Below are 13,633 nucleotides of genomic sequence, written 5' to 3'. Positions count from 1 at the left end.
CCCCCACGACCCCTCCGTCAGCCCTGCGGGCTGCCACCTCCCCATTGCTTCGCAACAGGGAGGATTCGGCCCACTCAACCGCACTGGCCGCGGTGGAGCAGCTTGTGATCGGCCAGCACCAGCGCCATCATCGCCTCGACCACCGGCACGCCGCGGATGCCGACGCAGGGGTCGTGGCGGCCCTTGGTGAACATCTCGGTCGCCTCGCCGGAGCGGTTGATGGTCGCTTGCGGAGTGAGGATCGAACTGGTCGGCTTGAACGCCACGCGGCAGGTCACCGGCTGGCCGGTGGAGATGCCGCCCGCGATGCCGCCCGCGTGGTTCGCCAGAAACTCCGGCGCGCCGTCCGGCCCTTCGGCATTCGGGCGCATCGGGTCGGCGTTCTGCTCGCCGGAGAGGCGCGCGGCGGCGAAGCCGTCGCCGATCTCGACGCCCTTGACCGCGTTGATGCCCATCATCGCGGCCGCGAGATCCGCGTCGAGCTTGGCGTAGAGCGGGGCGCCCCAGCCTGCGGGCACGCCGCTGGCATAGCATTCCACCACCGCGCCGACCGACGAGCCGCTCTTGCGCGCGTCATCGACGATCTTCTCCCAGCGCGCCGCAGCGGCCGCGTCGGGGCAGAAGAACGGGTTGTTGGCGATCTCGGCCTCGTCGAACTTGCCCGGATCGATCATGTCGCCGCCGATCTCGGAGACGTAGGCGAGGATCTTGACCTCGGGGATCACTAGCCGCGCCACCGCGCCCGCCGCCACGCGGCTGGCGGTCTCGCGCGCCGAGGAGCGCCCGCCGCCGCGATAGTCGCGGAAACCGTACTTGGCGTCATAGGCGTAGTCGGCATGACCGGGGCGATAGGCGACGGCGACTTCGGAATAGTCCTTGGAACGCTGGTCGACGTTCTCGATCATCAGACTGATCGGGGTGCCGGTGGTGCGTCCTTCGAACACGCCCGAGAGGATGCGGACCTGGTCCGGCTCCTGCCGCTGGGTGGTGAACTTCGACTGGCCGGGGCGGCGTGCGTCGAGGAAGGGCTGGATCACGCCTTCGTCGATCGCGAGGCCGGGCGGGCACCCGTCGACGACGGCGCCGATGGCGGGTCCGTGGCTTTCACCCCAGGTGGTGAAGCGGAAAAGGCGGCCGAAGCTGTTCATGCTCATGGTGCCTCGCGCCTTGTCGGGAATCGCGCGATTTGTCCAGTGGAGCGCTGATTGTGGTCGAAGCGGCTGCGATCTTCCCGAAGCGGGACAAATCGCAGGTCACAATGGCGCTTTTGATCACTTGTACAACCGATTGCGGCGATGCAGGGAGCGCAAATGTTCCTTGTCCTTTTCCGCAACCGCAAGCGCGCCGACATCGACGTTGACGCTTATATCCACGACGCCGTCGCCATGGAGGCGATGGCCGCCGAGCAGCCGGGATTCCTGTTGTTCCGCAGCTATACGGCGGACGACGGCGAAGTGCTGTCGATGTCGGAATGGGAGAGCGCGGAGTACGCCGCCGCCTGGGCGCGCAATGCCGAGCATCTCATGGTCCAGCGTCGCGGCATGAAGGAATATTACGAGAGCTACACGCTCTACACGTGCGACATGCCCAAGGTGCAGCGCTTCGACATGAAGGCAAGGCTGCCGGGCTGATCGGCCTCATGTTCTTGCCGGTATGCATCGCGCGCGGCTTGGTGTATCGCCGCGCGTGAAGCAGGCTCCTTACCGTAACTTGTGCCTGCGTTTCAGGGCGATAGGTACGGCATGGCGATCGAGTTCTACGGCATCCCCAACTGCGACACGGTGAAGAAGGCGCGTGTCTGGCTTGACGCGAAGGGGATCGCGTACACGTTCCACGACTACAAGAAGGAAGGCGCGGACCCGGAAAAGCTCGCGGCGTGGATCGACGCCGCCGGGCTCGACAAGGTGCTGAACCGCGCCGGGACCACCTTCCGCAAGCTGCCCGATGCCGACAAGGCCGACCTCGACGCCGAGAAGGCGACTGCGCTGATGGCCGCCAATCCCAGCATGATCAAGCGGCCTGTGGTGGAACATCCCGGCGGCATCCTCGTCGGCTTCAAGGAGCCGGAATGGGCGGCGGCGTTCGTCTGATCGGGGGCCTGATTCGGGAGCCGCTCCGATGAACACCGTCGAATGGATCGCGGCCGCGCTCGGTCTTGCCAACATTGCGCTGCTGGTGCGGCGCAGCGTGTGGAACTATCCGTTCGGCATGGCCATGGTGGCGCTCTACGTCGCCGTGTTCTTCGAGGCGAAGCTCTACGGCGAGGCGGGGCTGCAGGTCTTCTTCTTCGTCGCGCAGGGGTGGAGCTGGGTGCTCTGGCTGCGCGCGGCGAAAACCGGCGGCGAGGGCGACGACCGCGTGCCCGTTCGCCTGCTGAGCAACCTCAGCCGCGTCGTCTGGTTGACGGCGACGGCGGCGCTGGCGCTCAACCTCGGCTGGGTGATGCACCGCTTTACCGATGCGTCGCTGCCTTACGCCGACACCGCGATTGCCGGGGCCAGCATCGCCGCGCAGATCCTGCTCGCGTTTCGCCGTATAGAGAACTGGGTCTTGTGGATCGCCGTCGATATCGCGTCCATCGCGGTCTATGTTCACAAGGACTTGTGGGCGACGGCGGGGCTTTACGTCGTATTTCTCCTGATGTCGGTGCTGGCCTTGCGGGAATGGATCGCCGCCTACAGGACGCAGGCATGAAGACCGTCTGCCTCCACGGCGCCGAGAGCACCGGCAAGTCGGTGCTGTGCGAGCGCCTGCTCGTCACGCGCGGCTGGCCGTTCGTGCCCGAATATGGCCGCACCTACTGCGAGGAAAACGGCATCGACCTGACGATGACCGACCTTCTCGTCATCGCCGAGGGGCAGGCCCGGCACAATCGCCGGGCGCTGTCGGACGACGACGGCGCGCCGGTCCTGTTGTTCGACACCGACCAGCTGATGACCGCCGCCTGGGCGCAGATGCTGTTCGGCGAAGTACCCGAAGCCCTGCTGGCCTATCCCAAGGCCGACCTCTACCTGCTGTTCGAGCCCGATGTGCCCTGGCAGGAGGACGGCACCCGCTTTTTCGGGACCGATGACACCCGCGCCCGCTTCGCCGCGCTGGCCGAGGACATGCTGGTGCGTGCCGGGGTGACCTTCGTACGCATCGCCGGAACCTGGGGCGAGCGCGAGGCGAAGGCCGTGGCGGCGATCGAGGGGGTGCTGGCGCGGTGAGAGGCCCACTCCGCGCGAGTTTTATTGCTGTCATTCCCGCGAAGGCGGGAACCCATCTCCTGACAGTGCCTGTTGAGCCGTCATCAGATGGGTCCCCGCCTTCGCGGGGATGACGGGTTAATTTCGCGCAACCTTGCGCATGAGTGGGTGGCTTACTTCTTCCGCGCCGTCGCGATGAAGTTCAGCGCCAGATCGTCCGACAGGTGCAGCCCCTTGAGCGGCGACCATGCGATCCCGCGCGGCATGCCCAGTTCCAGCCCGGCGCCATCCGCAAGCTCGCGCAGTTCCTCAGGCGTCACGAACTGGCTCCATTCGTGCGTGCCCTTCGGAACATGGCCGAGCCGCTCCGCCGCCTCCACCAGCAACACGCGAGAGCGGGCGGTGCGGTTGGGGCACGATAGGATCATCAGTCCATCGTCCGCCAGCGCAGCGGACAGGTCACCGATGAACGCGGCCTTGTCGGTGACGTGCTCGATCACCTCCAGCGAGCAGACGAGGTCGTAGCCGGTCAGGCCCAGCGAGCCCAGTTCGCCCGCGCGGTAGTCGATGGCCAGCCCGCCCGCCTCGGCATGGGCGCGCGCGGCGGCGGCGTTTTCGGGTGCGGCGTCCACGCCCGTCACCGCCGCGCCCATGCGCGCCAGCGGCTCGCACAGCAGGCCCGCGCCGCATCCGGCGTCGAGCGCGCGCTTGCCCGCCAGCGGCTTCAGACCGCGCGAATCGGTGCCGAAATGCCCGTCGATCGCCTCGCGGATGAAGCCGAGGCGCACCGGGTTCAGCTTGTGCAGCATCGCCGAAGTGCCCTTCGGGTCCCACCACTCGGCGGCGAGGGCGCCGAAGTGCGCGGCCTCCTTCGGATCGATTGTTGCGCGCGAAGCGGGAAGAGAGGCAGTTGCATTGTCCATGATCCCCCCCTAACAGCGCCGCCGACTCTTATCCACACTCGCGCACCCCGCGCGGGTCTTTTACGCAGGGGAGCAACGGCGCCTTGGCACGTATCGTGATGAAATTCGGCGGCACTTCCATGGCCGGGTCCGAGCGCATCCGGCGCGTGGCGGGTATCGTCAAACGCCAGCAGGAAGCCGGGCACGAAGTGGCCGTGGTCGTCTCCGCGATGGCGGGCGAGACCGACCGCCTCGTCAACTTCTGCCGTGAAGCCGATGCGCTCTACGATCCTGCCGAATACGACGTCGTCGTCGCCTCGGGCGAGCAGGTCACGTCCGGCCTGCTGGCGCTGACGCTGCAGTCGATGGGCTGCAAGGCGCGCTCGTGGCTGGGCTGGCAGGTGCCGATCAAGACCGACGACGCCCACGCCAAGGCCCGCATCGAGGACATCGACGCCGAGGCGCTGATCGCCTCGATGGCATCGGGCCAGATCGCGGTGATCCCCGGTTTCCAGGGCGTCTCGCCGGACAATCGCGTCACCACGCTGGGGCGCGGCGGCTCGGACACTTCGGCCGTGGCCGTGGCGGCGGCGGTGAAGGCAGACCGCTGCGATATCTACACCGACGTCGACGGCGTCTACACCACCGACCCGCGCATCGTCGCCAAGGCGCGCAAGCTGCCGCTGGTGACTTATGAGGAAATGCTGGAACTGGCTTCGGTCGGCTCCAAGGTGCTGCAGACCCGCTCGGTCTCCCTCGCCATGAAGGAGAACGTGCGCGTGCAGGTGCTGTCCTCGTTCATCGACGAGAACGCGCCCGCCGCCGATACCATCCCCGGAACCCTGATCGTCAGTGACGAAGAGCTTGAAGGAAGCGACATGGAACGCCAGCTGATCACCGGCATCGCTGCCGACAAGAACGAAGCCAAGATCACCCTGACCCGCATCGCCGACCGTCCGGGCGCGGTGGCGTCGATCTTCGCGCCGCTCGCGGATTCGAACATCAACGTCGACATGATCATCCAGAACGTTGCCAAGGACAAAGGCGAGACCGACGTGACCTTCACGGTCCCGCAGGCCGACCTCGCCCGCGCGCAGGCGCTGCTGGAAGAGCGCAAGGAAGCCATCGGCTACTACCGCATGATCGCCGAGGGCAACGTGGCGAAGATCAGCGTCGTCGGCGTCGGCATGCGCAGCCACGCGGGCGTCGCGGCGACGATGTTCAAGACGCTGGCCGATCGCGGCATCAACATCATCGCCATCTCGACCAGCGAGATCAAGGTCTCGGTCCTGATCGACACCGATGAGACCGAACTGGCCGTGCGCGTGCTGCACACCGCTTACGGACTCGACGCGGCCGCCTGATCGCGGCGCTCTCGCGTACCCGCGACGGATTGGAGAAAGGCGGCGCGGCAAGCGTCGCCTTTTTTCGTTTCCGCTATCCGCGCGTCGGATACAGCGCTGTCAAATACGCGAAACCGCGATAGTGCGCGTGCACAAGTATGCTGATCAGCATTCCAATGGAGTAATCGACCTTGCGCCTTTCCCGAATGGTACTCGCTCTGGCCCTGACGTCGTCGCTGGCTCCGCTTGCGGCTGCACCGGTCGTTGCCAAAGAGGCGAAAATCGTCACCGAGGCCGAGGCACGCGAGCGCGCGGAGGCGATGCTGCAGCGGATGACGCTGGAGGAGAAGGCGGGCCAGCTCGTCCAGTACTTCGACTTCGGCGGCGCTACCGTGGCGAATCCGAAGGCGACGGCGGTGAACATCGACGCCGCGATCGCGAAGGGGCAGGTCGGCTCGATGCTGTTCGTGACCGACCCGGTGCGCATCAACAAGCTGCAGGAACTGGCGGTGAAGAAGACCCGCCTCGGCATCCCGCTGCTGATCGGCTACGACGTGATCCACGGGCTGCACACGATCATGCCGGTGCCGATCGCGATGGCCGCATCATGGGATCCGGCGACGGCCGAGCGTGGTCAGTCGGTCGCGGCCTCGGAAGCACGCGCGGTGGGCATCAACTGGACCTTCGCGCCGATGGTCGACATCACCATGGACCCGCGCTGGGGCCGCATGGTCGAGGGCGCGGGCGAGGACCCGGTGCTCGGCGCGGCGATGGCGGCGGCACAGGTGCACGGCTTCCAGGGCGGCGCCATCGGCACGCCGGGGCATGTGCTGTCCGGCCCCAAGCATTTCGTCGGCTACGGCGCCTCCTTCGGCGGGCGTGACTACGACGAGGTGGACTTGTCGGAAAGCCAGTTGCGCAACACCTACATGCCCCCATTCAAGGCCGCGCTCGATGCAGGTGCGGGTAATATCATGAGCGCCTACATGGGCCTCAACGGCGTTCCGGCGGCGGCGAACACGTGGCTGCTGACCGATGTGCTGCGCAAGGAATGGGGCTTCAAGGGCTTCGTGGTGAGCGATGCCAACGGCGTCGATTCGCTGGAGAAGCAAGGCATGGCGGGCAGCCCGAAGCAGGCCGCGGTGCGCGCGCTGGAGGCGGGCATGGACCTTGCCATGACGGTCCCGAGCAATCCCTCGCCGATGCTTGCGCTGGTCGATGCGGTGAAGGGCGGCGAAGTGGCCGAAAGCGCGCTCGACGGCCCGGTGCTGCGTCTGCTCGAGGCCAAGTATCGCCTTGGCCTGTTCGACAAGCCTTATGTCGATCCCAAGGCGGTGCCCAGGACCTTCGACGATCCCGCCCACCGCGAAGTCGCGCGTGTCGCGGCCGAGCGGTCGGCGGTGCTGCTGGCCAATGCGGGCGGGCTGCTGCCGCTGGACCGCGCGAAGCTCAAGTCGGTGGCGGTGATCGGGCCGCTCGGCGATGCGGGGCACGACATGCTCGGTCCCTGGGTGTTCTCTTCCAACAAGCCGGAGGGCGTCAGCGTCCTTGCGGGCCTGCGCGCCAAGCTGGGTGCGGGCGTGAAGGTCGAATATGCGACGGGAACGGCATGGCCCACTCGTAAGAACCCCTCTTTCTTCGATGCTATGAACAAACCCGGCGAGCATCCCGCGATCGACGAGAAGGCGGAACTGGCCAGGGCGATCGCGCTTGCGAAGCAGTCGGACGTCGCGGTCATGGTACTGGGCGAGGCGCAGAACATGGCGGGCGAATTCGCCTCGCGATCGGACCTGAAGTTGCCGGGCCGTCAGCAGGAACTGCTCGACGCGGTGATCGCCACGGGCAAGCCGGTGGTCGTAGTGCTGGTCAACGGCCGCCCGCTGAGCCTTGGCGACGCGAAGCCCGGCGCGGTGCTGGAGGCGTGGTATCCCGGCTCCGAGGGCGGCAATGCCGTCGCCAACCTGCTGCTCGGCGATGTCAATCCCGGCGGCAAGCTGCCCTTCAGCTGGATTCGCAGCGCTGCCCAGGCGCCTTACACGTATGCCTACCTGCCCTCGCACCAGCCCGGAAGCGCCGACAAGCGCTACTGGAACGAGGACAATTCGCCGACCTGGCCCTTCGGTCATGGCCTGAGCTACACCACGTTCGCTTACGGCAAGCTGGCGGTGGACCGCGCCTCGGTGAAGCTGGGCGAGCCGGTCACGGTGTCGTTCGACCTCACCAACACCGGCAAGCGTGCAGGCGACGAGGTGGCGCAGCTCTACATCCACCAGCGCGTGGGCACGTCCTCGCGTCCGGTGCGTCAGCTCAAGAAGTTCGCCCGCGTCGCCCTCGCGCCGGGCGAGACGAAGCATATGCAGTTCACGCTGACGGCCGACGACCTGCGCTACTGGAGCGCGGCGACCAAGGGCTGGGTGCAGGACGACAGCGCCTTCGACGTGTGGGTCGGCGGCGATTCGAAGGCCGACATGGCGACGACGTTCACGGTGGCGAAGTAGGACACCGACCCTTTGACAGTCATTCCCGCGAAGGCGGGAACCCATCTCCGGTTCTCTCGTGTTGCACGGTCATCAGATGGGTCCCCGCCTTCGCGGGGATGACTGTCAAAGGGTGACGGAACAATCACGAAAAAGGCCCCGTGCGCGGACATCCGCACACGGGGCCTTTTCATTCGGCCGTCAGGTCAATCCGCCAGTTCGGGCACCGGCGAGAGTTCGGTGCTCACGCTCATCCCCAGCGCCGCCGCCACGCCTGCGCCGTAAGCCGGATCGCAGCGGGTGGCGTTGTCGATGTGGCGCTGCTTGATGAAGTCCGGCGCGTCGCCCATGGCGCGGGCGGTGTTGCCGAACAGGCGCTCCTTCTGCGCATCGTCCATCAGCTGGAACAGCGCGCGCGGCTGGCTGTAGTAGTCGTCGTCATCCTCGCGGAAGTTCCAGAAGTCGGCGTTGCCCGAGAGGCGCAGCGGGGGCTCGCGGAATTCGGGCTGGCCCTGCCACTGGTCGAACGAGTTCGGGTGGTAGTGCAGCAGTCCGCCGTAGTTCCCGTCGACCCGGCCCTGGCCGTCGCGGTGGTTGTTGAACACCGGGCAGCGCGCTGCGTTCACCGGGATCTGGTGGTGGTTGACCCCCAGACGATACCGCTGTGCGTCCGAGTAGGCGAACAGGCGGGCCTGCAGCATCTTGTCGGGCGAGACGCCGATGCCGGGGACGAGGTTGGACGGGCTGAAGGCGCTCTGCTCCACGTCCGCGAAGAAGTTCTCCGGATTGCGGTTCAGCTCCATCATGCCGACCTCGATCAGCGGATAGACCTTCTGCGACCAGACCTTGGTGAGGTCGAAGGGATGGAAGCCGCAGGTCTCGGCCTCGGCCTCGTCCATGATCTGGACCATGACCTTCCACTTCGGGAACTCGCCGCGCTCGATCGCCTCGTAGAGATCGCGCTGGTTGCTCTCGCGGTCGCCGGCGACGACTTCGGCGGCTTCGGCGTCGGTCAGGTGCGCGTGGCCCTGCTGGGTCTTGAAGTGCCACTTCACCCAGAACCGCTCGCCCGCCTCGTTGTAGAACGAGTAGGTGTGGCTGGAGAACCCGTCCATGTGGCGGTACGATTTGGGGATGCCGCGATCGCCCATCACGTAGGTGACCTGGTGGAAGGCCTCGGGCAGCAGGGTCCAGAAGTCCCAGTTGTTCTGCGCGCTGCGCATGTTGGTACGCGGATCGCGCTTCACCGCCTTGTTGAGATCGGCGAAGTGGCGGGGATCACGCACGAAGAAGACCGGCGTGTTGTTGCCGACCATGTCCCAGTTGCCTTCCTCGGTGTAGAACTTCACCGCGAAGCCGCGAATGTCGCGCTCGGCATCGGCCGCGCCGCGCTCTCCGGCGACGGTGGTGAAGCGGGCGAACAGCTCGGTCTGCTTGCCCTTTTCGGCGAGGAACTTCGCGCGGGTGTACTTCGAGACGTCACCGGTGACGGTGAAGGTGCCGAATGCGCCCGAACCCTTGGCGTGCATGCGACGCTCGGGGATCACTTCGCGGTTGAGGTTGGCCAGCTTCTCGATCAGCCAGACGTCCTGCATCAGCAGCGGGCCGCGCGGCCCGGCGGTGTAGGAGTTGGAGTTGTCGACGACGGGAGCGCCGAACTGCGTGGTCAGCGGGGTAGCGGCGCCGTGGCCGTAGGGGCACTTGGGCTCGTCTGAGTTGGATCCGTGCATGTCGGCTCTCCTTTGGTCATGGGCCTGTGGTCATGGATTGGCGTGTGCTGCCCTTTGGCGGCTCTGCTGTAGACCTAACGAAGCCCGCCAAGGCGGAGAAGCTATACGAACATGTAAGAGTAATCGGGAAAGTCGATGAAACTTGATCTATTCTTCGGATTTTACGGCCCAGCACGTCGTGCGCAGCGAAACCAGCGTGTCGATGACGTGCAGATGGCACTCGCGCACCCGCGCCAGATCGCCGGCCTGCGTGGCCTTGCGCACTTCATCGGCAAGGACCTGCATCTTCGCGGCTGAAGGTTCGGGCAACTTGCGGCCGAGCATCACGATTTCCGTGGCGCGCGGGGCGCCGAGACCGGCGGTGGCCTGCGTACTCAACCGCAACGCGCCTTCGAGATCCAGAATGTCCTCGAACAGATGTTCGTCGATCGTTACGCCCTGCGCGGCGACCGCTTCCGGGCCCGACGGTGTCGTGGCTGCGGCATTCAGCGGTTCGTCGTCGTGTTGCATGTTGGAAATGACCCCCTGATTTCCATGTAACTGTGCCTCACCTGAACGAACTTGTCGCCATTTGGTTCCGTCGCTCGCCGCTTGTGCGGTGCGGCTCGTCACCCTATGGCGCACGGCTGAACAAAAATCCGGGCTATGGGAATTTCATGACCGCCTTCACCAAGACTTCCGCGCTGATGGCGCGCGGCTGCGAATTCCTCGGCACCGAGACCGCCATCCTGTGCGGCGCCATGTCCTGGGTTTCCGAGCGCAACCTTGTCTCCGCGATCAGCAACGCGGGCGGCTTCGGCGTGATCGCCTGCGGGGCGATGACCCCGGAACTGCTCGACACCGAGATCGCCGCCACCAAGGCGCTGACGTCCAAGCCCTTCGGCGTGAACCTCATCACCATGCACCCAATGCTGTTCGACCTGATCGACGTCTGCGCGAAGCACGGCGTGACGCATGTGGTGCTTGCGGGCGGCATTCCGCCCAAGGGCAGCGTCGAGGCGATCAAGGCGAACGGGGCCAAGGTCATCTGCTTCGCGCCCACGCTGGCGCTGGGCAAGAAACTGCTGCGCTCGGGCGCGGACGCGCTGGTGATCGAGGGTTCGGAAGCGGGCGGCCACATCGGCCCCGTCTCCACCTCGGTGCTGGCGCAGGAAATCCTGCCGAGCCTCGCCGCCGACAACCTCGTGTTCGTCGCGGGCGGCATCGGCCGGGGCGAGGCGATCGCCGGATACCTCGAAATGGGCGCGGCCGGCGTGCAGCTCGGCACCCGCTTCGCCTGCGCGAGCGAATCGATCGCCCATGAAGCGTTCAAGAAGGCGTTCTTCCGCGCCTCGGCCCGCGATGCGGTGGCATCGGTGCAGGTCGATCCGCGCCTGCCGGTAATCCCCGTGCGCGCGCTCAAGAACAAGGGCACCGAGGAATTCACCGCCAAGCAGATCGAAGTCGCGCGCCTGCTGGACGCGGGCGAGGTCGACATGGGCGAGGCGCAGCTCAAGATCGAGCACTTCTGGGCCGGCGCGCTGCGCCGCGCGGTCATCGACGGCGACGTCGAGAGCGGCTCGATCATGGCGGGCCAGTCGGTCGGCATGGTCGGCAAGGAGGAGCCGGTGGCCGAGATCATCGCCGCGCTCATGGCCGAGAGCGAGGCCGCGCTAACCAATCGCGGCGCCGTCGCGGCATAAGGGGCAAGGGTATGGCCGAGCCGCTGATCCTCGCGTTTTCGTGTGCCGACCGCCCGGGCATCGTCGCCCGGGTAACGGGCTATCTTGCGCAGATGGGCGCCAACATCACCGAGGCGCAGCAGTTCGACGATCTCGAGCAGGGCCGCTTCTTCATGCGCGTGGCCTTCGATCCGGGCGCTACGGACCGCGAGGACATCCGCGAAGGCTTCGGTCCGATCGCGCACGAATACGGCATGGCCTGGTCGATGCAGCGCCGCGACCGGCCGCGCCGCGTCCTGCTGCTGGTCAGCAAGTTCGACCATTGCCTGGCGGACCTGCTCTATCGCCACCGCATCGGCGAGATTGCGATGGAGATCGTCGGCGTCGTCTCCAACCACCCGCGCGAGGCGATCAACACGCTGATGCTGGGGGACATTCCCTTCCATCACCTGCCGATGGCCAAGGGCGAGAAGGCCGCGCAGGAAGCGCAGATCCGCGCCATCGTCGATGAGACGCGCGCGGAACTGGTGGTGTTGGCGCGCTACATGCAGATCCTCTCTGACGAGATGGCGGGCTTCCTGTCGGGGCGCTGCATCAACATCCACCACTCCTTCCTGCCCGGCTTCAAGGGCGCCAAGCCCTATCACCAGGCGCACGCGCGCGGGGTGAAGATGATCGGCGCGACCGCGCACTATGTGACAGCCGACCTCGACGAAGGGCCGATCATCCATCAGGACGTGGAGCCGGTGACGCACTCCGACACGCCCGAGGACATGGTCCGCAAGGGCCGCGACATCGAACGCCGCGTGCTGGCCGAGGCGGTGCGGCTGCATCTGGAGGACCGGGTGCTGCTGAACGGAGCGCGGACGGTGGTGTTCCGGAGCTGAGGCCCACCCCGTCCGGCTAGTTCGCTTCGCTCTCAAGCCTCCCGGCCCTCCCGCGAGCGGGAGGGCGAAGAATGGTGCTCTCATTCCCCTCCCGCTTGCGGGAGGGGGCAGGGGTGGGTACTCCTTGTCCAACCAAGGGAGAGCACCATGCAGGTCAGCGGCATCGATCACGTCAACATCCTGACCGACGACCTCGAAGGCACTGCCACGTTCTACGAGCGGGTGCTGGGCCTGATCCGCAGCGAGAACCCCTCGATCCGCGCCGGGACCGCGGGCTACTGGATGCGCGACGGGGCCGGGCTGCCGATCATCCACCTCGTCGATCGCACCACCGCTCCGGGGCGCTACGACGATTACCTGCCGGGCGAATCGACCAACGGCTTCCATCACGTCGCCTTGCGCTGCAGCGGCTTCGAGGCGACCCGCGCGAAGCTGGACGAACTGGGCCTCGATTATCGGTTCAACGACCTGACGCACATCGGCCTCAGGCAACTGTTCCTTGCCGATCCCAATGCCGTGAACCTGGAACTCAACTTCAACGGCGATTGAGGTCGCGCGAAGCTCTGCTAGGCTGCCGGGAAAGCAGCGAAAGGCCAGCCCATGTGTGACGACTATACCGCCGACGACTTCACCCGCATGGACCGCCGCGCGTTCTCGGTGCTGGGCGCCGGACTTGCGCTGACCGGGTGCGGAGCGGTGGCGGCGGAGAGCGGCGGCGAACTGACCGAGCGCATGGTTTCGATCACCACGGCGGACGGCGTGTGCGATGCGTTCTTCGTCCATCCGGGCCATAAAGCGGGTGGGGGCAAGCATCCCGGCATCGTGATGTGGCCCGACATTGCGGGCCTGCGTGATGCCAAGAAGATCATGGCCCGCAATCTCGCCGCGCAGGGCTATGCGGTCTTGGTGGTGAACCCCTACTACCGCTCCGGTCCGGCGCCGGTGATGAAGAGCTTCGCCGAGTACCGTACGCCCGAAGGTCAGGCGAAAGTCGGCCCGATGCGCGCGATGCTCACGCCCGAGGCGGTCACGCGCGATGCGACGGCCTACGTGGCGTTCCTCGACACGCAGGACGCGGTGGACACCAAGCGCGGGATCGGCAGCAACGGCTACTGCATGGGCGGGCCGTTCACCGTGCGCACGGCGGCGGCGGTGCCGGGGCGGGTGAAGGCGGCGGTGTCGCTCCACGGCGCGGGGCTGGTGACCGAGGCGCCCGACAGTCCGCACAGGGTTCTGGGCAAGACGAAGGCGAGTTATGTGTTTGCCATTGCCCGCAATGACGACGCCAAGCAGCCTGAGGTGAAGACCGAACTGCGCAAGGCCGCCGATGCGGCGAAGCGCCCGGCCGAAGTGGAAGTCTACGCCGCCGACCACGGCTGGTGCGTGCCGGATTCGCCTGCCTACGATCCGGGCGAGGCGGACCGGGCGTGGAAGGCGATGGTGGC

At 66.6% G+C, this 13,633-nt stretch carries 14 protein-coding genes; 10 read left to right on the top strand and 4 right to left on the bottom strand.

All coding sequences use genetic code 11. The features are described from left to right. Positions 1-74: 74 nt before the first annotated feature. A complete protein-coding gene (gene aroC / locus ACYPYD_RS28120) occupies positions 75-1,154 on the bottom strand; it encodes a chorismate synthase (RefSeq protein ID WP_271182032.1) in 1,080 nt (359 codons plus the stop codon). A 156-nt stretch (positions 1,155-1,310) separates the two neighbouring features. Between aroC and ACYPYD_RS28115 the strand changes: the two genes are divergently transcribed. The 4 genes from ACYPYD_RS28115 (at position 1,311) to ACYPYD_RS28100 (ending at position 3,209) form a co-directional block, all read left to right on the top strand. Further along, positions 1,311-1,631: an antibiotic biosynthesis monooxygenase family protein gene (locus tag ACYPYD_RS28115; RefSeq protein WP_459667073.1), complete on the top strand. Its 321-nt coding sequence runs from the start codon at positions 1,311-1,313 to the stop codon at positions 1,629-1,631. A gap of 111 nt (positions 1,632-1,742) precedes the next feature. Continuing rightward, complete coding sequence (locus tag ACYPYD_RS28110) at positions 1,743-2,090, top strand: arsenate reductase (protein ID WP_459667071.1); 348 nt, start codon at positions 1,743-1,745, stop codon at positions 2,088-2,090. Between the two features lie 28 nt (positions 2,091-2,118). Continuing rightward, positions 2,119-2,694 carry a nicotinamide riboside transporter PnuC gene (pnuC, locus tag ACYPYD_RS28105; protein WP_459667069.1) on the top strand — a complete coding sequence of 192 codons (576 nt, stop codon included), beginning with the start codon at positions 2,119-2,121 and terminating at the stop codon, positions 2,692-2,694. Then, positions 2,691-3,209 (top strand): AAA family ATPase, encoded by a 519-nt coding sequence (locus ACYPYD_RS28100; protein WP_459667067.1) that lies wholly within the window; start codon positions 2,691-2,693, stop codon positions 3,207-3,209. Before pnuC ends, ACYPYD_RS28100 begins: the two co-directional genes overlap by 4 nt. A 152-nt stretch (positions 3,210-3,361) precedes the next feature. On the opposite strand, the gene ubiG is transcribed toward ACYPYD_RS28100, so the two are convergent. Continuing rightward, positions 3,362-4,111: a bifunctional 2-polyprenyl-6-hydroxyphenol methylase/3-demethylubiquinol 3-O-methyltransferase UbiG gene (ubiG, locus tag ACYPYD_RS28095; protein ID WP_459667064.1), complete on the bottom strand. Its 750-nt coding sequence runs from the start codon at positions 4,109-4,111 to the stop codon at positions 3,362-3,364. Between the two features lie 83 nt (positions 4,112-4,194). Between ubiG and ACYPYD_RS28090 the strand changes: the two genes are divergently transcribed. Continuing rightward, entirely contained in the window at positions 4,195-5,454 is a 1,260-nt protein-coding gene (locus tag ACYPYD_RS28090) for an aspartate kinase (RefSeq protein WP_008832616.1), read from the top strand. Between the two features lie 185 nt (positions 5,455-5,639). Further along, positions 5,640-7,931: a glycoside hydrolase family 3 N-terminal domain-containing protein gene (locus ACYPYD_RS28085; RefSeq protein WP_459667062.1), complete on the top strand. Its 2,292-nt coding sequence runs from the start codon at positions 5,640-5,642 to the stop codon at positions 7,929-7,931. Between the two features lie 185 nt (positions 7,932-8,116). Here the strand turns inward: ACYPYD_RS28085 and ACYPYD_RS28080 are convergent, their stop codons facing one another. Further along, the gene (locus ACYPYD_RS28080) at positions 8,117-9,640 is read right to left on the bottom strand and encodes a catalase (RefSeq protein WP_459667061.1); all 1,524 of its coding nucleotides are present in this window, start codon (positions 9,638-9,640) and stop codon (positions 8,117-8,119) included. Positions 9,641-9,787: 147 nt separating this feature from the next. Further along, complete coding sequence (locus ACYPYD_RS28075) at positions 9,788-10,252, bottom strand: hypothetical protein (RefSeq protein WP_156799895.1); 465 nt, start codon at positions 10,250-10,252, stop codon at positions 9,788-9,790. Positions 10,253-10,296: 44 nt separating this feature from the next. Between ACYPYD_RS28075 and ACYPYD_RS28070 the strand changes: the two genes are divergently transcribed. The 4 genes from ACYPYD_RS28070 to ACYPYD_RS28055 form a co-directional block, all read left to right on the top strand. Further along, complete coding sequence (locus ACYPYD_RS28070) at positions 10,297-11,322, top strand: NAD(P)H-dependent flavin oxidoreductase (RefSeq protein ID WP_008832620.1); 1,026 nt, start codon at positions 10,297-10,299, stop codon at positions 11,320-11,322. An 11-nt stretch (positions 11,323-11,333) separates the two neighbouring features. Continuing rightward, a complete protein-coding gene (gene purU / locus ACYPYD_RS28065; RefSeq protein ID WP_008832621.1) occupies positions 11,334-12,188 on the top strand; it encodes a formyltetrahydrofolate deformylase in 855 nt (284 codons plus the stop codon). Between the two features lie 147 nt (positions 12,189-12,335). Beyond that, a complete protein-coding gene (locus ACYPYD_RS28060) occupies positions 12,336-12,737 on the top strand; it encodes a VOC family protein (RefSeq protein WP_459667059.1) in 402 nt (133 codons plus the stop codon). Between the two features lie 51 nt (positions 12,738-12,788). Then, the coding region (locus ACYPYD_RS28055) for a dienelactone hydrolase family protein (RefSeq protein WP_459667056.1) at positions 12,789-13,633 on the top strand (845 nt) is incomplete at its 3' end.

This window comes from Novosphingobium sp. 11B (assembly GCF_054589055.1).
Note: the sequence above shows the minus strand (reverse complement) of the source record. Positions and strands in the feature narration are given on the sequence as shown.

Coding starts and splice junctions, on each gene's coding strand:
- aroC (WP_271182032.1), bottom strand. CDS start 1,154: ATGAGCATGAACAGCTTCGGCCGCCTTTTCCGCTTCACCACCTGGGGT.
- ACYPYD_RS28115 (WP_459667073.1), top strand. CDS start 1,311: ATGTTCCTTGTCCTTTTCCGCAACCGCAAGCGCGCCGACATCGACGTT.
- ACYPYD_RS28110 (WP_459667071.1), top strand. CDS start 1,743: ATGGCGATCGAGTTCTACGGCATCCCCAACTGCGACACGGTGAAGAAG.
- pnuC (WP_459667069.1), top strand. CDS start 2,119: ATGAACACCGTCGAATGGATCGCGGCCGCGCTCGGTCTTGCCAACATT.
- ACYPYD_RS28100 (WP_459667067.1), top strand. CDS start 2,691: ATGAAGACCGTCTGCCTCCACGGCGCCGAGAGCACCGGCAAGTCGGTG.
- ubiG (WP_459667064.1), bottom strand. CDS start 4,111: ATGGACAATGCAACTGCCTCTCTTCCCGCTTCGCGCGCAACAATCGAT.
- ACYPYD_RS28085 (WP_459667062.1), top strand. CDS start 5,640: ATGGTACTCGCTCTGGCCCTGACGTCGTCGCTGGCTCCGCTTGCGGCT.
- ACYPYD_RS28080 (WP_459667061.1), bottom strand. CDS start 9,640: ATGCACGGATCCAACTCAGACGAGCCCAAGTGCCCCTACGGCCACGGC.
- ACYPYD_RS28070 (WP_008832620.1), top strand. CDS start 10,297: ATGACCGCCTTCACCAAGACTTCCGCGCTGATGGCGCGCGGCTGCGAA.
- purU (WP_008832621.1), top strand. CDS start 11,334: ATGGCCGAGCCGCTGATCCTCGCGTTTTCGTGTGCCGACCGCCCGGGC.
- ACYPYD_RS28060 (WP_459667059.1), top strand. CDS start 12,336: ATGCAGGTCAGCGGCATCGATCACGTCAACATCCTGACCGACGACCTC.